General features: G+C 40.0%; 16 protein-coding genes. 10 read left to right on the top strand and 6 right to left on the bottom strand.

What is annotated here, in order from left to right; all coding sequences use genetic code 11:
- The first annotated feature begins 105 nt into the window (after window positions 1–105).
- Together Q8W26_RS08265 and Q8W26_RS08270 are read left to right on the top strand one after the other, a co-directional pair.
- Window positions 106–525: a VOC family protein gene (locus tag Q8W26_RS08265; protein ID WP_101215310.1), complete on the top strand. Its 420-nt coding sequence runs from the start codon at window positions 106–108 to the stop codon at window positions 523–525.
- 85 nt (window positions 526–610) lie between these two features.
- Window positions 611–1825: a cation:proton antiporter gene (locus tag Q8W26_RS08270; RefSeq protein ID WP_305473049.1), complete on the top strand. Its 1215-nt coding sequence runs from the start codon at window positions 611–613 to the stop codon at window positions 1823–1825.
- Window positions 1826–1835: 10 nt separating this feature from the next.
- Here Q8W26_RS08270 and Q8W26_RS08275 read toward each other — a convergent pair whose 3' ends face one another.
- Complete coding sequence (locus tag Q8W26_RS08275) at window positions 1836–3863, bottom strand: M13 family metallopeptidase (protein ID WP_101215312.1); 2028 nt, start codon at window positions 3861–3863, stop codon at window positions 1836–1838.
- A gap of 225 nt (window positions 3864–4088) precedes the next feature.
- Here Q8W26_RS08275 and Q8W26_RS08280 point away from each other — a divergent pair, with 225 nt between their 5' ends.
- The 3 genes from Q8W26_RS08280 (at window position 4089) to Q8W26_RS08290 (ending at window position 6955) form a co-directional block, all read left to right on the top strand.
- Window positions 4089–5294: a serine hydrolase gene (locus tag Q8W26_RS08280; RefSeq protein ID WP_101215353.1), complete on the top strand. Its 1206-nt coding sequence runs from the start codon at window positions 4089–4091 to the stop codon at window positions 5292–5294.
- 61 nt (window positions 5295–5355) lie between these two features.
- Window positions 5356–5730 (top strand): BlaI/MecI/CopY family transcriptional regulator, encoded by a 375-nt coding sequence (locus tag Q8W26_RS08285; RefSeq protein ID WP_101215313.1) that lies wholly within the window; start codon window positions 5356–5358, stop codon window positions 5728–5730.
- Entirely contained in the window at window positions 5723–6955 is a 1233-nt protein-coding gene (locus tag Q8W26_RS08290) for a TonB family protein (RefSeq protein ID WP_101215314.1), read from the top strand. The genes Q8W26_RS08285 and Q8W26_RS08290 overlap by 8 nt, the downstream gene beginning before the upstream one ends.
- Window positions 6956–7053: 98 nt before the next feature.
- Here Q8W26_RS08290 and nagB read toward each other — a convergent pair whose 3' ends face one another.
- From nagB to Q8W26_RS08305, 3 genes are all read right to left on the bottom strand, one after another.
- Window positions 7054–7860, bottom strand: a complete 807-nt coding sequence (gene nagB / locus Q8W26_RS08295; RefSeq protein ID WP_101215315.1) for a glucosamine-6-phosphate deaminase — start codon at window positions 7858–7860, stop codon at window positions 7054–7056.
- Between the two features lie 253 nt (window positions 7861–8113).
- Window positions 8114–9709 (bottom strand): ABC-F family ATPase, encoded by a 1596-nt coding sequence (locus Q8W26_RS08300; RefSeq protein WP_101215316.1) that lies wholly within the window; start codon window positions 9707–9709, stop codon window positions 8114–8116.
- Between the two features lie 130 nt (window positions 9710–9839).
- The gene (locus Q8W26_RS08305; protein ID WP_305473054.1) at window positions 9840–10478 is read right to left on the bottom strand and encodes a LysE/ArgO family amino acid transporter; all 639 of its coding nucleotides are present in this window, start codon (window positions 10476–10478) and stop codon (window positions 9840–9842) included.
- A gap of 126 nt (window positions 10479–10604) precedes the next feature.
- Between Q8W26_RS08305 and Q8W26_RS08310 the strand changes: the two genes are divergently transcribed.
- Window positions 10605–11540: a LysR family transcriptional regulator ArgP gene (locus Q8W26_RS08310; protein ID WP_101215318.1), complete on the top strand. Its 936-nt coding sequence runs from the start codon at window positions 10605–10607 to the stop codon at window positions 11538–11540.
- 27 nt (window positions 11541–11567) lie between these two features.
- Here the strand turns inward: Q8W26_RS08310 and Q8W26_RS08315 are convergent, their stop codons facing one another.
- Complete coding sequence (locus Q8W26_RS08315; protein WP_101215319.1) at window positions 11568–13166, bottom strand: methyl-accepting chemotaxis protein; 1599 nt, start codon at window positions 13164–13166, stop codon at window positions 11568–11570.
- 156 nt (window positions 13167–13322) lie between these two features.
- Between Q8W26_RS08315 and Q8W26_RS08320 the strand changes: the two genes are divergently transcribed.
- The 4 genes from Q8W26_RS08320 (at window position 13323) to Q8W26_RS08335 (ending at window position 19320) form a co-directional block, all read left to right on the top strand.
- Window positions 13323–15131 carry an ATP-binding protein gene (locus Q8W26_RS08320; RefSeq protein WP_101215320.1) on the top strand — a complete coding sequence of 603 codons (1809 nt, stop codon included), beginning with the start codon at window positions 13323–13325 and terminating at the stop codon, window positions 15129–15131.
- A 40-nt stretch (window positions 15132–15171) separates the two neighbouring features.
- A complete protein-coding gene (locus tag Q8W26_RS08325) occupies window positions 15172–16560 on the top strand; it encodes a sigma-54 dependent transcriptional regulator (RefSeq protein WP_101215321.1) in 1389 nt (462 codons plus the stop codon).
- A gap of 165 nt (window positions 16561–16725) precedes the next feature.
- Window positions 16726–17709 carry a porin gene (locus Q8W26_RS08330; protein WP_101215322.1) on the top strand — a complete coding sequence of 328 codons (984 nt, stop codon included), beginning with the start codon at window positions 16726–16728 and terminating at the stop codon, window positions 17707–17709.
- Window positions 17710–17859: 150 nt separating this feature from the next.
- The gene (locus tag Q8W26_RS08335; RefSeq protein WP_305473058.1) at window positions 17860–19320 is read left to right on the top strand and encodes a DASS family sodium-coupled anion symporter; all 1461 of its coding nucleotides are present in this window, start codon (window positions 17860–17862) and stop codon (window positions 19318–19320) included.
- A gap of 213 nt (window positions 19321–19533) precedes the next feature.
- Here Q8W26_RS08335 and Q8W26_RS08340 read toward each other — a convergent pair whose 3' ends face one another.
- Window positions 19534–20487, bottom strand: a complete 954-nt coding sequence (locus Q8W26_RS08340; protein WP_305473060.1) for an autotransporter outer membrane beta-barrel domain-containing protein — start codon at window positions 20485–20487, stop codon at window positions 19534–19536.
- Window positions 20488–20551 lie beyond the last annotated feature (64 nt).

Below are 20551 nucleotides of genomic sequence, written 5' to 3' on the forward strand. Positions count from 1 at the left end.
AAGTGTGTCGAGCATATTTAAATTATTTAACCGCACCATGAGCCATAAATCTTAATTACTGAAAGAATGGCGCGCACAGTATATGAATTTAAAAAGGAGAACAACATGTTGTATTTAGAGCACTTAAATTTAGTTGTACAAGATATACCCCGGGCATTGAAATTTTATCAAGCCGCTTTCCCGCATTGGCAGATTCGTGGTGGTGGTGATAGTGAGTGGTATGGTACGCCAAGAAGTTGGGTTCACTTTGGTGATGATTATCAATACCTCACATTCAATGACAGTGGCACAGGTGAAAACCGCAACTTAATGAGTAATCAACTCGGCTTGTCACACTTTGCCTTCGTGACGAGCAGTCTTGACGCTATTGTGGCCAGGTTAAATGAAGCTGGTTTTGATATTGCCAAGCCTGGCGCGGAGGACCCTTACCGTAAGAATGTATATTTCGTTGATCCTGATGGCTATGAAGTAGAGTTTGTCGAATACCTAAGTGATATACCAAGTCAGCGTAATCTATATCAATAATGCCTAGGTTAGTGACTCAAGAACAATCATAAGGCACTATTCTAATAACATGGGCTACTTGATGATCACGGAGTTAATAAAAACAATGGAATTTGTGATAGCAACAGCAGGACCATCAACTGAGGTATTGTTAATCTTGGGGGCCTTGTTTCTTGTGGGCTTATTCGCTAATGAGTTAGGTAAAAAAACACATATCCCACGCGTGACACTTTTGCTGGTCGTTGGTGCAGCAGCTAGCCCTTATGGTTTGAATATCGTACCACAGGAAATTCAAGGCTGGTTTCCCTATATCAGCCAGATTGCACTCTGCATGGTGGGTTTTTTGCTTGGCGAACAGTTCGTTTATCGAACATTATTAAGATCGGGCAGAGTGATTTGGTTAATTACCATTTTCGAATCGCTTGGAACATCACTACTGGTCTTTATCGTGCTTTATTTGATTGGGGTGCCTTCTGTTATCGCTATTTTACTCGCTGGCATTGCTCCTGCGACTGCGCCCGCAGCGACGCTGGATGTGATTAAAGAAAGTAAGCTAAAGGGACTCTTACCTAATACATTGCTGCGCGTTGTTGCGATTGATGATGCATTTGGCATCATCATTTTTGCGTTATGTTTAGCTCTTGCTGGAATAGTTCATGGCTCAGCTGATTTATTGAATGATTTAAGTTTGGCTGCATGGGAGGTTTTAAGCTCGATCTTAATTGGCTGTATAATTGGCTGGCCCATGGCTAAGTTAACCGGCCGTCTATCCCCCGGAGAGCCGACATTAATTGAAGCGTTGGGTTTTGTTTTATTAGGTGGAGGGCTCGCTCAATTAATTGGTGGTTCATACCTATTGTCTAGTATTGTACTTGGCGCAGTAGTGGCTAATGTTGCGACACATCACAAACGGCCATTTCATGCTATAGAAGGGATCAGTAGCCCATTATTAATTATTTTTTTCTTGATGGCGGGGTTTCAGTTTAATGTTGAGGAGTTTTCATCGATTGGGTTTGTTGGTGGAGCTTACATTGTCGCGCGTTCAGTTGGATTAATCGTAGGCGGGTATTGTGGGGCTAGGCTTGCTAGCGCACCTAAAGTCGTGCAAAACCATATCGGCTGGTGTTTATTGCCTCAGGCTGGTATTGCACTTGGTTTAGCATTGATGGCGGCTGATCGTTATCCTGAGTATGCCACCTCCATTATTTCCCTGTTGGTTAGTACCACAATCGCTTTTGAGCTTTTTGGTCCTCTTGTTACTAAACTCACGTTGCTGCGAGCAGATAGATTACAACGAACTGAAAAATCTAAAAATAAGTGAAATAAGATGTTTACCAGATTTTTACGCGTTTCTCGGGCGCTAAATACATCCCGTCGCTGGTTTTAATATTAAAAGCGCGGTAAAACGCGTCTATATTTCGTGGAGTGCCTAACACGCGATAGTGACCTGGTGAATGAGGGCCAATCATCAGCTTTTGTCGTAATGCTTTTTCACTGTATTTCCTTCGCCATATTTGTGACCAACCGATAAATAAACGTTGCTCGCCTGTATAGCCATCGATGATTTTTGATGGTTGGCCATTGAGTGATAAAGTGTAAGCTCGTGCCGCAATTGTTAGCCCGCCCAAATCGGCAATATTCTCACCGAGGGTTAATTCACCATCAATGCCCAGATCATCAAAGGGTTTAAAATTGGAATATTGTTGTGCTAGTTTTTTGGCTCGTGCATTAAATTGTTGTTTATCTTCAGGGGACCACCAATTGTTGAGGTTGCCGTCACCGTCATATTTTGCACCTTGGTCATCAAAACCATGAATTAACTCATGGCCTATAATTGCACCAATCGCCCCATAGTTTATAGCGTCATCGGCATGAACATTAAAAAATGGCGGTTGTAAGATCGCGGCCGGAAAAACGATCTCATTACCGGCGGGGTTGTAATAGGCATTGACGCTTTGTGGTGTCATAAACCATTTATTTCGATCAACCGGTTGCGTGAGCTCATCGAGCATTCGCTGATGTGATCGCATCATAATATTTTGATAATTTTGAACTAGGTTATTGGGTGTGATAACCAGAGTAGAGTGATCTGGCCAATGATTCGGTGCAGCAATTTTATAACGAAACTTACTTAATTTTTTTTGTGCTGCTAATTTCGTCTTATCACTCATCCAATCGAGTTCGTTAATACTTAACGAGAAGCCTTTGATGAGCATCTTTATCATTTCTCGCATTCGTGGCTTTAGTTGTGTGGAAACGTAGCTATTGACGTATTGTTTACCAATGAGCTCACCAAGGTGGTTATCAGTGAAGTCGAGCGCTTTCTTCCAACGAGGTCGTTGGGTTTTTACGCCAACTAAGACTTCTTGGTGGAAGCCAAAGTGTAAGTTAACCAAGTCTTTATTAAGTAAAGGGGCATAGTGGTCGATGAGCTTGAAGGTTAAGTAATCTCGCCAAGCATTTATTGAAAAGCTAAAAAAGGCCTTACCAAAGGCGGCAACAAAACTTGGCTGAGAAACAATGATATACGGTTGATTTTGTACTTGAATATGCTCGGAAAATTGTTGCCAGCTGAAATCGCCAAATAATTGATTTATTTCGCTGTGAAGAAATTTATTGTATTTGTTTGTTGCGCTTCGCGCCTCACTTCGGCTCCAATGGGCCTTGGCTAATACCTTTTCAATCGCTATTACGTTACTGGCAGAATGGGAGGCGTTAGCGAAAGAGAACAAACGCTCAATATACATCCTGTAATGATGGCGAACCAATGAAATATCGGCTGTGCTATCTAAGTAATAAGAGCGATCCGGTAAAGAAAGTCCTGATTGGTGAATATGTAAAGCGGTAGTAGCTGATGCTTTCGCATCTGCATTCACGTAATAGCCTATTGGCATGTTAACACCTTGCAGGCTAAGTTTTGCCATTAGTTCGGTAATGCTTTGATAACTTTCAGCGGCATTTATTGCCTTGAGTTGAGAGGCCAGAGGGGTAATGCCTAGACGTTCAGCGCGCTTTTCGCCCATATAACTATTAAATAAATCCCCAATTTTTTGCTGCTCACTATCAAGTGGCTTCGTGGCTGCTTGTTTGATTATGTGTTTTAAGACAGCTTGGGTTTGGTCGGTTAATTGACTAAAAGCTCCATGACTAGATCGCTCTTGTGGGATGGTTACTGTGTTTAACCAGTGGCCATTAACAGCCTGATATAAGTCATCTTGGAGACGGACATTCGGGTCAAAATATCCCTGACCGATACCTGAGGTCGCTGAAAAGTAGAATGCGGATTTAGGCACGGATGAACAACCAATAACACTGTTAGTAAGTAAGATCATTAAGAACGTTAGCTTTAATAGCTTCATGACTCTACCTCCAGCGGTATTTTAATAGCTACGAACAGGTTTACTTATTCATATCATAGTTAAGTATGATCTGCACTATCAATAACCACACGTTTAAATTAGTGATTACTATAATTTTTATTGTAATGTGAGTGACTTATAAGCAGTATATTTCTTATTATAAGCATAAAGTGTTATGAGTCGGCCATGGGGCCATTGATTTTATTGTTACACGTTGAGGGAGTTATGAAATTGATAAGGGCAGTAAGTATTGTGATGATCGTATTATTAAGTGCGGTGCTATGGCAATGGCAGAAAATAAGCCAAGTTTACTATGCTGCTACACTGTTTTGGCCACACAGTATTGTTGATAATTTTTCCAATATGGATAGAGCGTTTAACTCAGTGAAATTACAGCAGCATCAAGCAAAGCCTTGGGTATATGAGTTTGAGGAAATCGCTTCCAATTACCAGTTTAGAGAGAGTGAACGATCGGTTAATGAATTTCTAGAGCGCAGTAATACCACCGCACTGATCGTCTTTCATCAAGGTAAAATTCGGTTTGAGCAATATTACCTTGGCACGACAGCTAACGACCGGCGAATATCTTGGTCAATGGCAAAGTCTTATCTTTCAGCCTTGTTCGGTATTGCCGTTGCCGAGGGGCATATTCGATCGATAAATCAGCCTGTGACAGATTATGTACCCAGCTTACTCGGCACTGGTTATCAAGACGTTACGATAAAACAAGTACTGCAAATGTCGAGTGGAGTGGCGTTCAATGAAGATTATGGTGATTTCTTCTCGGATATCAATCGATTTGGACGAACGATTGCGTTCGGTGGAACCTTTGACGACTTTGCAACTACGCTAGACAATGAAAGAGTACCGGGTACATATATGCATTATGTGTCAATTGATACTCATGTTTTGGGTATGGTGTTGCGCGCAGCTACGGGACAAACGTATCTCGATTATTTTGAACAAAAGTTATGGTCAAAGCTCGGTAGTGAATCAAACGCCTATTATGTGGCTGATGATACTGGAGAGCCAATGGTACTTGGAGGCTTAAATATGATGTCTCGTGATTATTTACGTCTAGGCGTTGCCTTTTTGAACAACGGAAAAATACAGGGTGAGCAAGTGATACCCGTACAGTGGATTCAAGCTTCAACAATCCCTGATGCCGCGTATTTAATGCCAGGGAAACGGGAAAACTCAGATCATGTATTCGGTTACGGTTATCAATGGTGGGTACCTGAGGAGAGTGAGGGGGAGTTTTTTGCTTGGGGGATCTACGGACAGTTTATCTATATAAATCAGAACTTAGATACTGTAATAGTTAAGAACTCTGCAAACACGCAATTTATGGATAATGATTTTAATGATCCTTATGAAACCATTGAGATGTTTCGAGGCATTGCCAGAGATATAAGCAAAGGTAAAAAGTAGTTGCATTGGATAATTACGTATGTAATTCTTTTGGGAAACATTACGGGTGTAATTTATATTCATGAACGAGATATCAAAAACAGAATTTGAAGTATTAGATGCGTTATGGCAAGGCTACCCTGCCTCTGCGCAACAAATAATAGAACGTCTTAATCAGCACAAGCCTTGGCATGAAAAAACGGTGAAGACTTTGTTAAACCGTTTGGTAAAGAAGCAAGCGATCGGTTTTGAAAAGCAACAACGTAGCTATTACTACTCGCCATTGTTTGAGCGTGATAGCTATGTACTTGAAGAAAGCAAAAGCTTACTAGCGAGGATGTTCAGTGGCAAGCTTGCACCAATGGTGTCTAACTTTGCAAAGAGCGATGAATTATCGCAACAGGATATTGATGAACTAAAAGCGTTGATTAAAGACTGGGAGCAAGATAATGGCTGAATGGGTAATTGCTCAGCAATGGCTCATTTGCTTAATTGTCGTAGGTTTGTTGCTAAGCGAGTATAAATTCAGTCGTTATTTAGGAGGGAAGTTAACCTACCTATTATGGCTTGCGCTGCCAATCAGTCTGATTATTTATAATTTACCACAACACCTTGTTGTTCCTAGTTCATTAACGATTAGTCACTATGTTATTACGATGAATGAACAAGTGATATTACTGAGCAGTCTTATTTCGTGGTCCGAAGTTTGGATTATAGGTGTGGTTTTAACATTATTTTTTAGTGTATATTCAAAAGAACATCGTTTAATTATACATTCGTTGCGACCTATTGATTCGCAAAGTCTTCCTGGTGATATTCCAAGTGAACTGACTGTTTTTACCAGTAAGCGTGTCAGTAGCCCAGTGTTAACTGGAATATTCAATTGCAAAATGATCTTACCAGCTGACTATCAACAGCTTTACTCGACACAACAACTCCGTTTAATCATCGAACATGAACTGTGTCATTATGCACGTCGAGATAACCTTTGTAATTTTGTTGCGGTTGCCTTTTTAAGCTGTTGCTGGTTTAACCCTATTGCATGGCTTGGTTATAAAGGCTTCCGCCGGAGTCAAGAGATGGCTTGTGACAGCCAGGTTTTAGCTAGTCATGGTAATGAACAGCGTATTGCTTATGCAAAGGCACTCTTATTTTGTGCTGAGCACCATAGGTATAAGTTATCTATCCATTCTAACTATGCGCAAAAAAACACTATGTTTGAGCGTATTAATTTATTAAAAGATTACAAACTTGTTAATCGGCGTGCGCAATTAATCGCGGTTGTTACTACGAGCCTTGTCCTTAGCGGTGTGGCTGTCGCAGCAGCCTTGCCCGAGCCGCCAGCGTCGATGATTAAAGTGGAACAGGCACAGCCAACTGTTCGTATTGAACCACGTTACCCGGTACAAGCTGCGAGAGATGGTATTGAAGGTTCTGTGGTCTTAAAGTTTGATATTACTCAATCTGGTGACGTGAAAAACATCATCGTGGTTAAATCTGTTCCAGAAAATGTTTTTGATAAAGAAGCGCGCCGCGCACTTAAAAAATGGAAATACAAATCACTTTCATCGGGTTCTGGTAGTCGGGGACACTATGTTCAGTTAGATTTCTTATTAAGTAAAACATCGGCTAACTTTAAGTCGTTACTTGGTGATATCGAACGATTGAAGGTTGTTCAATAAAAGCGGTGATTTTTGCCGATAAAAAAATACCAACTAGCGCTAGCTCAGTTGGTATTTTTTGTTGTGATATGGGTAGCGAAGTAATCTACCTAACCAGCTTAGTAATTGTGGTATAAACCGTATTGTTGGTTTAATTTGTTGTTTTGCTTATCAGCCCACTGATAATAGCCTTTATCTTCTAACTTGCTTGCCGCAGCTTTATCTAAAATAACAATCGCATTTTCATGCATTTGTAGTGCAGAAGCAGGACACATTGCGCTTAATGCACCTGTTACCATATCATTAACTGCATCAGCTTTATTTTCACCTGTCGCCATTAGTAACACATAGCGGCTGTCCATGATAGTTCCGATACCCATCGTCATTGCCATGTCAGGTTGATGCTCATCTGCTTTAAATAAACGACTATTATCTTTAATCGTTTGTTCTGTTAGCGTTTTAATACGCGTTTTAGATACTAAGCTAGAAGTTGGTTCGTTAAAACCAATATGACCATTCGCACCAATACCTAAGATCTGTAGATCGATACCGCCGGCATCTTTAATCGCCTGCTCGTAATTTAAACCTTGCTCACGAGGGTTTTGCTCAGAAGTACAGGTTGGTAGATGAGTGTTTGCAACGTCGATATCCACATGAGAAAACAAGTTGTCATTCATAAAAGAACGGTAACTTTGCGGATTAGCAGGGTCGATATTGTGGTACTCATCAAGATTAAAACTAGATACATTTTTAAAGCTTAAGCCTTGCTCGTTGTGACGCTCTACTAGTTTTTTGTATAAGCTAATTGGAGTACTTCCGGTAGCTAAGCCTAATACTGGATTGGTTTTGTTCTCAACTAACTCGCTAACCCATTGTGCTGCATGTTCTGCAACTTGCTCAGCGTCATCAAAAATAATAACTTGCATTGATTACTCCATAATGTTTATAAATTACACGTTTTGTTCATTATACGTTAATTAATTACAAAAAATCATTTTTTTAAGCGCTAAAACAAAGAAAATTAGTCAAGGTTTTAGTGTTAATGTGATTTTATTATGAAGGCATGTAATTTTATTACTTGGTGCTGAGGTTTTCATTACTCGATAACAAAAAGCCATAACCTAGGTCTAGGTTATGGCTTAGCTGTAATATTAACGGTGAGGACAGGGACGCTGGTTGTTATTTCTCTGCTTCTTTTGCTTTTAAGAGCTCATCATAAGTACCACGGAAGTCATTAATACCTTGTGGAGTGATCTCTAAAATACGCGTTGCTAGTGATGAAACAAACTCGCGGTCATGACTGACGAAGAATAGTGTTCCCTCGTAATTTTCTAACGCTAAGTTTACTGATTCGATAGATTCCATATCTAAGTGATTAGTTGGTTCATCCATTAATAATACATTGGGTTTTTGCATCATTAATTTACCAAATAACATGCGGCCTTGTTCACCACCTGAGATCACTTTAACTGATTTTCCGATATCATTTTGCGAGAATAAAAGACGACCTAAGATGCCGCGTACCGATTGCTCATCGTCACCTGGTTGCATCCATTGTGCCATCCAATCAAATAACGTTAGGTCACTTTCAAACTCACTTGAGTGATCCTGTGCGTAATAACCAATATTTGCATTTTCAGACCAAGCAACAGTTCCGTTATCCTGTTCTAAATCACGTTGCAAGATACGAATTAAGCTGGTTTTACCTGCACCATTTTGGCCAATGATTGCGATACGTTCACCGACTTCTGTGATCATATCGAAGTTATCAAATAAGGTTTGCTCGTCAAATGCTTTACTTAAGCCTTCAACCGTAACGGCATTACGATAGAGTTGCTTTTCTTGCTCAAAGCGAATGAATGGGCTTATGCGGCTTGATGCTTTTACTTCTGCTAATTGAATTTTATCGATTTGCTTAGCGCGTGAAGTTGCTTGCTTTGCCTTTGATGCATTGGCTGAGAAACGACTGACGAAAGACTGTAGTTCAGCTATTTGAGCTTTTTTCTTAGCGTTATCTGACATTAACTGCTCTCTTGCTTGAGTTGCAGCAGTCATATACTCGTCGTAATTGCCTGGGAATACGGCTAGTTCACCATAGTCTAAATCAGCCATGTGGGTACAGACTGAATTTAAGAAGTGACGGTCATGCGAAATAATAACCATAGTCGATTTACGTTCATTTAAGATATCTTCTAACCATTTGATTGTATCGATATCCAAGTTATTGGTTGGCTCGTCCAGTAATAGAATATCTGGATCTGAGAATAACGCTTGTGCTAGCAACACACGGAGTTTCCAACCTGGAGCAACTTCTGACATAGGGCCGTAATGTAATTCTTGTTCAATACCTACGCCCAATAATAGCTCTCCTGCGCGAGCTTCTGCGCTATAACCATCCATTTCAGCAAATTGAGTTTCTAGGTCCGCTACGCGCATACCATCTTCTTCACTCATTTCTGGGTCGGCATAAATGCGGTCACGCTCTTCTTTTACCGCCCACATTTCTTTGTGACCCATGATCACTGTATCAATCACATTATATTGTTCAAATGCGAATTGATCCTGATGCAACTTACCGATGCGCTCATCGGTATCAACTGAAACATTCCCTGAACTTGGCGTTAAATCACCAGTCAGGATCTTCATGAATGTAGATTTACCACAGCCATTAGCACCGATAAGGCCGTAACGATTACCGTTACCAAATTTTACCGAAATATTTTCAAACAATGGCTTAGCGCCAAATTGCATTGTTATGTTTGCTGTAGTAATCAAAGCGAAGCTCTCTTATGTGATTCAGTTAACTATCAAAGTTTCGCCTATGGTAATAATAACCATCACACAGGCAAAAATGGGGGCATATTTTACCCTGAGAGGCGCTTAAATACCATCTTTTAAAAGGCTGTTAGTTCACAGTCAAGATAATACGATTAACCCAAGCGTTGAATAAACTTGCAGCAATTAACCACATAATGAATGCAATCAAGAAATCAATGATGCGTCGCACCTTGGGTTTACTTAATGTGACAGATAATTTGGCAGCTCCTGAAGCCAAGGTAAAGAACCACACGATGGAAGCAAGCATTGCACCGAACATAAAGAGCATTTTGTCATTGCCTTGATATTGACCGCCGACACTACCTAAGATCATGACCGTATCGACATAGGCGTGAGGATTCAAAAAAGTGACGATCAAACTTGAAACAATAATGACTTTGAACGATTTCTTTGTCACTGTTGTTGTGCTTGTATTAGTATCAGCCTCTACTGCGGCTTTTAACGCGAGTGCACCGTAGCTCATCAAAAAAACAATGCCACCCCAAGTTAATATTGAAAAGAAAAGGTCGCTGCTATTAAGTAATAACCCACCCCCTAAAACACCGATAGCGATAAGAATAATGTCATAAAAAGCGCAAAGGCCTGCCACGGTTAAATGATGGTGACGCTGAACCCCCTGATTTAAGATCATCGCGTTTTGCGCGCCAATCGGCATGATCATGCTTAAACCTAAGGTAAAGCCTTTGGCAGCGATTAGTAGGCTCATTATTTTCTCCGTTTTTATTGTTTACATCAAATGGCTAAATCGTTATCAAGGGTATTGTGCGCTTGCTGAGTTGATAAATATAATTAATAATATTTATCCTTTATTAGTTTTATTAATGTGACCCAAATGAAGTTTGATTATAAGTTGTTAGAAGCTTTATCCACGGTGATTGAGCAGCAAAGCTTTGAGTTAGCCGCGCGTAAATTGTTTATTTCTCAATCGGCAGTATCGCAACGGATTAAACTGCTTGAAGAAACTGTGACTCAGCCAGTCTTAATTCGTTCGCAACCACTGATGGCAACACCAATCGGTGAGCATTTGCTGACGCATTATAAGATGGTCCGCCAACTTGAGGATGATTTACTCCCTGAGCTGTTACCCGAGGCGCCAAGAAAGCCAATTAAAGTCTCGTTAGCTGTTAATGCTGACTCAATTGCAACTTGGTTTATTGAAGCTATTACGCCTATCTTGAAAAGTCACTTAGTTGAACTTGATTTAATTATTAAAAATGAGAGTAAGACGATCGAAAAGTTACGCAGTGGAGAAGCGGTTGGTGCGGTGAGTAATCAGCAAAAATCGTTACCTGGTTATCAGTCGTTTTATCTTGGTGATATGCGGTTTATTCTGGTTGCCTCTCCAGAGTTTGTAGCGCGATACTTTCCCAAGGGGATCAAACCATCGAGTTTGAAGTTAGCACCAGGGATTAGCTACGATACGGTGGATGATATGCATGTAAAGTTTATCGAACAACATTTTAAAATTGAAGCTAAAGATTATTTTTGCCACAGTGTCCGTTCATCAGAGGCTTTTGTTGCTTTGGCTAAGCAGGGAGCTGCTTATTGTTTGGTCCCAGAACTACAAGTTAAAGCAGAACTGGAACAAGGATTATTAGTCAATTTATGTCCCGATAAGGTCTTAACTCAATCACTCTATTGGCACAGTTGGGTGTTGGTTAAAGGGATAAATAAGCAAATCTCAAAAGAGATTGTTCGTTACGGACAAATGTTACTTTGCGAAGGTCGCAATCGGAATGAAAAAGCCTCAAACTCGTTTCCAAGTTAGAGGCTTCGTGACGATACTTTCTAAATGCTAGAGCTTAAAGCGGCTGACTTGTTGCTCTAGGTCTTTAGCTAGACCTAGTAATTGCTCACTAATCTCTTGACCTCGGATAGCATCTTCAGCGGACTGTTCAGCAACATTACTAATATTAACCACGTTAACATTAATTTCTTCGGCAGCAATATTTTGCTGATGAGCGGCAGAACTAATTTGTGTATTGAGCCCATCAAGTTCTTTGATTTGCACGGCTATGCCATCTAGTAAGTTGGAAACATTGGCAACGTTCTCTGCTTTTTCGTCTGCTTGCTGACTCGCATTATGCATTGACTCAACAGCCTGACCTGCGGTTTGTTGCAAACTAAGAATTGTTTTTTGAATTTCATCAATAGAGTCACTTGTCCGAGTAGCTAATGACCGAACTTCATCTGCTACAACGGCAAAACCGCGCCCTTGCTCACCAGCACGTGCCGCTTCAATTGCCGCATTTAATGCCAATAAGTTTGTTTGCTCTGCTATCTGAGTGATTACTTCTAGTACCGTACCCACTTCAGTTGTTTTATTACCTAGCTCACTAATCTTTTGACTATTGTCCTGAACTTGTTCTCTTAGTGAATTTATCCCTTGATGTGCTTCTTTGGCAATGGTTAAGCCTTGAGATGCATTCTTATCTGCTTCAATTGATTTCTCAGCGGCGTATTTTGTATGACTTTCAACTTCATTCGCCGAAGCATCAAGCTCATTAATTGCTGCTGCTACAGATTCTGTCGCGGCTTTTTGTGCTAATACAGCGTCTTTAGTCAGTAGTGATATTTCGTTGACATCTTTAGCTGAGGCCGTTAACGCATGAGTTGCTTGAGATACTTCGACTAAGCTCTCTTTAAATTTGGCCATTAATGAGTTAACTGCTTTACTTAAGGCGCTTAGCTCATCATCATGGTGAATAGTTAGCGCCTTTCCTAGATCTAAATCACGCTCGATATTACTTAAATGCCCTTTAAGACGATTAATGCGCATGAAAATTAAACGGTGTAGTAAGTAACCTAGAATACCAAATCCTGTGAGGGTGACTAATAACTGTAGTATTCCTGCCTTAATGATTGATGTTTGAATCTTCTTGTCACTTGCACTTAAATCATAACTCACTTTTACCGCACCAAGTACATCACCTTCTTTGGCTTGGTGACAGCCTAAGCAATCGGTGCCACGATAATCTTTACTGGCAACCATTGGCATGACGAATTGCATAATCCGACGGTTGTCTTTTTTGATAATTTGCAAGCCTTGTAGCCCTTTTAAGCCATCTTGCTCAAATGAATCAATAGCGACTTGGTCACTGAATCCATTACCATAAAGCTTCTTGACTAAGTCGCCACGAATTATCTTGGCTTCAACTATATTATCTTGGCTAAGAATTTTATCTTGGAATATTTTTCTATTTGCTGTCGTGCCTGTTAACATCATGGTGTTAACTGAATCAAAATAGTTTTGGGCAATACTTTCTAAATTGATGGCGACATAGTCTTCAGCCATATTTTTTTCATCGTTGTAAAAGTAGATGACGGTAGTTAGGAGTAGACTAATACCAATGACTGCGAGAGCCAGTTGAATTTTACGAGCAAGAGTTAACATAAATACTTCCAAAATTATGTGACATATAATTGCAAAGCTATGGTGTTTTGTTTGAATAGATAAACAAAAAATGTGCCAAACAGAACCAGAGTATAAAATAACTAATAAAAATATAGTATATTTTAGATCAAAAATACCTCAATTGACGGATAGCCTGTGAGTCACTTTAAAATTAAACCACGTCAGCAGATTCCAATAATATTCTGTCTTTTTATTTTAGTTGTAATTATAGGTTTTGTTAGCGGCAAGACATTTAAATTATCTCAATTAAGTGAAGAATTAACAGTCCAGAGTACTGTTTTCAAGATACAGCTTAAGAAAGACCTCGGTCGTTTTGCTAACGTCGCAACGGTATTTAGTGATAATAGCAACTTTATTGAGTTTTTGAATCAGAACAAAACAAGTAAGCAAGTGGAGAGAATTAATCGACAGCTCGCTGAAATTGCTAAGGCAGCAAATGCTTTAAACGTTTATTTGCTGACCCCCTCAGGCGATGTGGTTGCCTCAAGTAACTGGTTAGACTCTGATAGTTTTATCGGACAAAACTTTGCATTTAGACAATATATAAAAGATGCCATAATTCACCAGCGCGGTTTCGAGCTCGCGCTAGGAGCAGTATCGGGTAAGCGAGGTGGGTACTTTTCGACGGCGGTCATGAGCCAAGATCGGATAGTTGGGATATTGGTGGTTAAAGCTGATTTAGCGAGGCTGGAGGTGAGTGACTCTTTGGCATTGCTTGGTAGTCAGGTTGATTTTATTGTTCAAGATCAGCATGAGGTTATTTTTTTGAGTAACCAACCCTCATGGCAGCTTAAGCGACTCCAACAAACTGATCCGTTAGTCAACAAGGTTACTACTTCTCAACAAACACTTAAGCTGCTTAATATTAACGTCAGTCGATTTTGGAGCACGCTAGGGTTTCGTTTATGGCAGTTTGAACCCGAAGCAATAAACCAACTAGTGCACATCGACTCTTTCTCTGATTATCCGTGGAAAATAAAGTTGTTTACACCTGCTGATGTGAGCACAAGATACGGGGTTGGGGTAGCATTGATGTTTGGTGTGAGTTTCTTGGCGCTGGTGGCTTTTATGCTATTTTATCGAGAGCGACAAAAAAACATTAAACAACTCGAACTGTCCCACTTAAAACTGACTAAACAAGTGGCGAGACGAACCCAAGATTTGACCGAAATTAATAAGCAGCTAATGCTGGAAATCCAGCAACGAGATCTAGCACAACAAAAGCTGGAGTCGGCACAAGCGCAAGTTGTTCAAACCACAAAGTTGGCTGTGATTGGACAATTAAGCTCATCGATTAATCATGAATTAAGTCAACCCATCGCAGCGCTATCAAGTTATTTACAAACAACGCAAAAGATTATCGAAAAGCAGCGTTATAGTTATTTACCTGATAATTTAAATCATATGATGCATACCGTTGAACGTTTAATTGCGATCGTAGGTCAGTTTAAAAGTTTTAGCCGTCAACATTCACAAACCCTTTCTATGGTGAATGTCAGTCAATTAATCAATGATACTTTGGTGATAATAGGCCCACATATAAAACAACACCGAGTAAATATAGTCATTGATAACGCACTGCCTTCGTCGCAAGTGATGGTTGAGCCTGTCCAACTAGAGCAAGTACTGATTAATTTATTAACCAACGCTGTTGATGCTGTCGCAGAAGTTAACGCTGGTGAAATTCAGTTAGCGGTCAATTATTGCGAGAAGCAGATAGAAATCAGTATTATTGATAATGGAGAAGGAATTGAACCACATTATCTAAATCAGATATTTGAACCGTTCTTTACCACCAAAAAACAAAATGGGCTCGGGTTGGGGTTATCAATTTCTCGGCAGATTATAGAATCTTTTAATGGGCAATTAATTGTAGAAAGTAATGAGAGGCAAGGGGCAACGTTTAGAATAAGGTTACCCATTGCTGAGTATAAATCGGTATAGTATTAGCTAACAGTTATAGTTTTTTTCAAGAGGAATATTGATGTTTGAGTCATCAAGTTACGAAGTATTTATTGTTGATGATGACCCGCAGGTGTTATTGGCTTTAGAGCAAGTATTTATGCTGGAAGATATTAAAACCCAATGCTTTTCATCGCCGAAAAAGCTTGTTAAAGCACTTAACCCTGATAGACCTACGGTAGTAATCACGGATTTAAATATGCCAGAGTTAGATGGTTTGAGTTTATTTGCACAAATAAAATCATTAGACCACAATATTCCTGTCATTTTACTTACTGGATACGGAGATGTTTCACTAGCAGTGAAAGCTATCCGCAATGGCGTGTATGACTTTATTGAAAAGCCTTTTAATAATGAGCATGTGCTAGATGTCGTTAGAAGAGCGGCAGAAAAGCACACGCTAACACTTGAAAATAAAAAGTTAAAAGAAACGATAAAACTCCATACTGACACAGGATTAAGGATTTTAGGCCGCAGTAGTGAAATCGTAGCAATGCGAGAGCTATTAAGCCAAATAAAAGATATTCCCGCTGATGTGTTAATTCATGGCGATACGGGAACGGGTAAGGAACTAGTTGCGCGTTTTTTGCATGATAATAGTCCAAGGAAGGATCAAAATTTTGTTGCGATTAATTGTGGCGCAATACCTGAAGAACTTATTGAAAGTGAGTTATTTGGTGCTGAAGCTGGGGCTTATACCGGCGCTAATAAACAACGACAAGGAAAGTTTGAGTATGCCAATGGCGGCACTCTGTTTTTAGATGAAATTGAAAGTACCCCAATGAGTGTGCAAATAAAACTATTGCGTATCTTGGAAGAGCGCAAGGTAACGCGAGTCGGTGGTCATCAACAAATTAATTTAAACTTACGAATTGTTGCGGCGACTAAACAAGACTTAAGGCGATTAGCAGACCAAGGAAGCTTTAGGCTAGATCTTTATTACCGGTTAAATTTAGTTAATGTTTTTATCCCTGCGCTGAAACAGCGTAAAGATGATATTTCGATTCTTTTTGCTCATTTTGCCAAGATTGCTGCTGCGAATTACCACAAACCTTATGCTCCCCTTGATAGTGATCAACTTGCCATGCTGTTGCAATATGATTGGCCCGGCAATGTACGAGAATTACGTAATTTAGCTGAACGGTATGTATTAATCGGCTCTAAAGCCGCTTTTGCCCAAGAGCCTAGCCTCACCCCTCGCTCGCAACTTGTTACTGAAGCAATGGGCTTAGTACAACGGGTTGAATTTTTTGAGTCAAAACTGATTGAAGAAGCGTTAAGTATTAATAAAGGGCGCATTAATTCAACAATGGAGTACCTTAAGCTACCAAGAAAAACGCTTTATGACAAAATGAAAAAATTTAGTATTAATCGTCATGAATTTAAGGACGATAACATGGGTGGAGAATGACCCATTAACAATTAAGTTTGGGTGGGAACCCGCTCATTTTTATCGTTTGAATGTTTGTTTCTCTTATCTACTTCAATTAAAACAACAGGTTAAATTATTGGCCGTGCTTTTGCACTTAATTGCTCGAGATTAATAAAATATATAACTAAAATCGAGGAATAGGTAATGAAATTAAGCAATACACTGTTGGCATCAAGCTTAATAATGTCAGCTTCATTCACCACTCAGGCAGCGTCTGAAAAGATGATTGATGATATTCGCTTTTATGGTAAAGCTGAAATACAAGTTAATAGCACTGAGCATGGGTTAATTAAAGGTATAGAAGGGCATGAGGGTCTAAGGTATGTGGAAGAGGGGACTTCGATTCACTCACCATTTAGCCGTGTCGGAATTAAAGGTTCACATCAATTAAATGATGAGCTGACGGCTGTTTTTAAATTTGAATATCAAGTTAAAGGTATGGATAGTTCGACCGATACACTATCTGCCCGTAATACCTATATAGGTATTAAAGGTCGTTTTGGTGAGGTTGTATTTGGTCGAAATGATACACGCTTTAAAGCATCTGAAGGTAAGTTTGATTTATTCAACGAGAATGCAGCTGATATTGCTCAAGTGTTTGCTGGCCAAGATCGTTTAGGTGATAGCGTGACTTATACGGCACCGAGTTGGAGAAATATCAATTTTGCTGTTACCGCTGTCCCGAAACATGATGCTGGATCGGATGATAATGGGTATGCATGGTTAGTGTCAACTGGCGATAAGGCGATGAAAAAGTCTGCTTATTATGCAGCGTACGCAGGTACAGAAACGTTGAATGGCTTGAATTTACATCGTGCTCTTGTTAATTATCGCATGGGAAAAGTCACACTAGGTGGTTTAATGCAACGTTCTGAGAAATCTGACGGCTCCGCAGACGGCAACGGTTTTGCTTTCAACGTAAGCTACTTGATGGGCGCTTGGCTGGCGAAAGCTCAATTTGCCACTGACAATAGCAAGATTCGTCACAGTGAAGACACTAAACAGATAACGCTGGGGTTAGATTATTTATTTGATAGCCAAGCTAAAGCGTATCTTTTACTGTCGAACTTAGAGCTTGAAACAACGGATGACAGTACTGTTGGTGTTGGTTTGCAATATAAGTTTTAACACCAAATGTATTAAATATGTGTTCTTGTTGTGCCTTGGCCAAATAAACGTGAACAAGGCGCTCGATTGAGAACAACGCCGTTCCAGTTTATTTTAACTGGCATAGCTGGGCAAATATTAAATGCAATTGGTATAACATAGGGATTATTTATGAGTTTAGCTCAAAATCAGGTTAAAAAGAAAAACACGCCTATAGGCATGTTAGTCTTAGGGCCTTTAATGATGGCGATGACCGTTCTTATGCCATCACCGTTTACAGGAATGAGTGATACCGCATGGTTAACGCTGGGACTGGCCTTGTGGATGGCAATATGGTGGGTCAGTGAAGCAACTCCTGTGGCTGTAACGGCTTTCTTGCCATTAATTGTCGCTCCTATTGTTGGAGTTGCCCCGATTAAAGTGGCCACTGCCTCTTACGCTCATCCATTAATATTTTTATTTTTAGGTGGTTTTTTAATCTCTATAGCGATGGAGCGTTGGAATTTACATCAACGTATCGCATTAAAAACAATGGCGTTTGTTGGAAGCAAGCCGAGCCAGCAAATCGCTGGCTTGATGGCTGTTACTGCCTTTTTATCAATGTGGATGTCTAATACTGCGACCTCTGTAATGATGTTGCCAATTGGCCTTTCAATTATTGAAATGGTTAATCAAACGCGACAACAACCAAATAAAAGCTTCTCAAAAGCGATGCTTTTATCAATTGCATTCTCTGCCAGTATCGGTGGCTTAGCAACGTTAATAGGTACACCGCCAAATGCTCTCATGGCGGCATACCTTGCTGAGAATTACGAGATTGAAATTGGTTTTGCTCAGTGGATGATGGTGGGGCTACCACTAAGTGCGTTAATGTTAGTGATTTGTTGGTTCTTACTAACCAGAGTTTGTTTTAATTTACATGATGTTGAAAGGGTCGATACGACATCGATGTTTAAAGATAAGTTAAGCGCGTTAGGGAATATATCTAAAGGTGAAAAGCTTGTACTAATGTTGTTTATTGCAGCCGCTTTAGGTTGGATTTTTAGACCATTAATAGGTAAAACCACAGGCTTGGCGATTAGTGATACAGGAATTGCGATGTTTATTGGGTTATTACTGTTTGTCATTCCAGTTGATCGAAAAACGGATACGCGCATTCTTGATTGGGAAGATACTAAAAAATTACCTTGGGGTGTGTTATTACTCTTTGGCGGTGGTTTAGCATTAGCAGGTTTAATCAAAAAATCAGGCTTAGCTGCCTATATTGGACTACAGCTAGAAAGTACGGCTAACTTCCCTATATTGGCAGCTGTGCTTGTTGTTACCATTACTATTATGTTCTTAACCGAAGTAACAAGTAATACCGCGACAACGGCGAGTTTTTTACCATTACTTGGCCCAATAGCTGTAACGCTCACCGATGGCCCTATGACATTAGTTATTCCGGCAGCATTGGCGGCAAGTTGTGCCTTTATGATGCCTGTGGCTACGCCTCCTAATGCAGTGGTATTTAGCTCTGGGCAATTACGTATTGTTGATATGGCTAAAGCCGGTTTTTGGCTTAATATTGCAGCGATTGTGCTAATTTCTGGCCTAATGCTAACGCTAATTCCGATGGTGTTTACTTTATAAAAGGTGCTTATATCAAATGCATTAAGTGAAGTGAATTTGTTGAGTCTTGGGCGGATAAGCTTGAGTTAGGCATTTGATTGACTATTAGTTGGCTAATGGGATAGCTGCCAATATTCATTAATAATTTGAGTATTTTTACGGTAAAAATGGCAATAAAAAGGGCTAGCACTGAAATATGCTAGCCCTCTCGGTTGTTACAAAGCTAAATAAAGCCTAATAGTTCCAATAGATACCTGCAGTCACAGCAATATTGTCATACTCAACTTCCGGAACACGTAAGCGCTTTCCATTTTCAAGTACTTTAGAAACAACGTCACGCTTTTTATACAAAGCATCAACCCCTGCCACAATAGCAACCTTTTCAGTTAGGTGGTAACGCAGACCTGCACGAGCGGTTAGGTCTATACCGTTGAAGTTCTCACTTAACGTGGTTGTTTCAAATTGGGTGTTCTGAATTTCATTGTACACAGGTACACCAACATCAGCCTCTGCATACCAAGTGAAATCTTGAGCTTGTTTGTTAAACTGAGTGTCGTAGCGAACGCCAGCATTAAAAATCATCGACATCTGATCTTCGGTAACTGAAACAACAGGTAATACTCGCCCATCTAATTCTTGCTGTGGCGTTATTGCATCATTTGTGGTTTGGCTCGGTAATAGAAAACGTGGCACTGAATCTTCTGGTGTACGAGGCAGTGCAATCAGAGCATCATCAAAGCTTTTCGCACCCGGTTGGACAAACTTAAAGTTTGAACGAGTAAAGCTTGATGTAGAAAACTTACCGCCCATAGTTAATTGTAACAGTGGCGAGTAATTGTAAGCGACCCTAGCACCGATCTCGTTGGCTTTGATTTTGAAAGCGTTTTGCTGGATATCACCAAAGCTATTCATTGACCATGTTTCAGTATCAATATCAGCTGAAAGAGTTGCCGCGCTATCAATATAAAAGCCCCACTCATCATCGAGCTTTGAGTAAGATAGCTGGCGCACAGTGGGATTTGTTACTGAAATCGACTGAGATAAAACCCCCAGATTAGCGACATCTGCTAATACCTCTGAGTATGATATCCGTTCAAAACCGACTCTTAATTCACTAAACGATGTACCTTTCTCTGCCATGGCAGAGGTAGAACAAAGCAATAAACAAGCTAATGATACTTTTTTCATAAACATTCCACTGAGTTAAATTTAATATTACTTGATTAGTTTTTATGGTATTGATTGGCTGAAA

The sequence above is a fragment of the Psychrobium sp. 1_MG-2023 genome, assembly GCF_030689115.1.
Lineage (GTDB): Bacteria > Pseudomonadota > Gammaproteobacteria > Enterobacterales > Psychrobiaceae > Psychrobium.

Coding starts and splice junctions, on each gene's coding strand:
- Q8W26_RS08280 (WP_101215353.1), top strand. CDS start 4,089: ATGAAATTGATAAGGGCAGTAAGTATTGTGATGATCGTATTATTAAGT.
- nagB (WP_101215315.1), bottom strand. CDS start 7,860: ATGCAAGTTATTATTTTTGATGACGCTGAGCAAGTTGCAGAACATGCA.
- Q8W26_RS08305 (WP_305473054.1), bottom strand. CDS start 10,478: ATGAGCCTACTAATCGCTGCCAAAGGCTTTACCTTAGGTTTAAGCATG.
- Q8W26_RS08275 (WP_101215312.1), bottom strand. CDS start 3,863: ATGAAGCTATTAAAGCTAACGTTCTTAATGATCTTACTTACTAACAGT.
- Q8W26_RS08285 (WP_101215313.1), top strand. CDS start 5,356: ATGAACGAGATATCAAAAACAGAATTTGAAGTATTAGATGCGTTATGG.
- Q8W26_RS08325 (WP_101215321.1), top strand. CDS start 15,172: ATGTTTGAGTCATCAAGTTACGAAGTATTTATTGTTGATGATGACCCG.
- Q8W26_RS08270 (WP_305473049.1), top strand. CDS start 611: ATGGAATTTGTGATAGCAACAGCAGGACCATCAACTGAGGTATTGTTA.
- Q8W26_RS08335 (WP_305473058.1), top strand. CDS start 17,860: ATGAGTTTAGCTCAAAATCAGGTTAAAAAGAAAAACACGCCTATAGGC.
- Q8W26_RS08315 (WP_101215319.1), bottom strand. CDS start 13,166: ATGTTAACTCTTGCTCGTAAAATTCAACTGGCTCTCGCAGTCATTGGT.
- Q8W26_RS08290 (WP_101215314.1), top strand. CDS start 5,723: ATGGCTGAATGGGTAATTGCTCAGCAATGGCTCATTTGCTTAATTGTC.
- Q8W26_RS08330 (WP_101215322.1), top strand. CDS start 16,726: ATGAAATTAAGCAATACACTGTTGGCATCAAGCTTAATAATGTCAGCT.
- Q8W26_RS08340 (WP_305473060.1), bottom strand. CDS start 20,487: ATGAAAAAAGTATCATTAGCTTGTTTATTGCTTTGTTCTACCTCTGCC.
- Q8W26_RS08310 (WP_101215318.1), top strand. CDS start 10,605: ATGAAGTTTGATTATAAGTTGTTAGAAGCTTTATCCACGGTGATTGAG.
- Q8W26_RS08265 (WP_101215310.1), top strand. CDS start 106: ATGTTGTATTTAGAGCACTTAAATTTAGTTGTACAAGATATACCCCGG.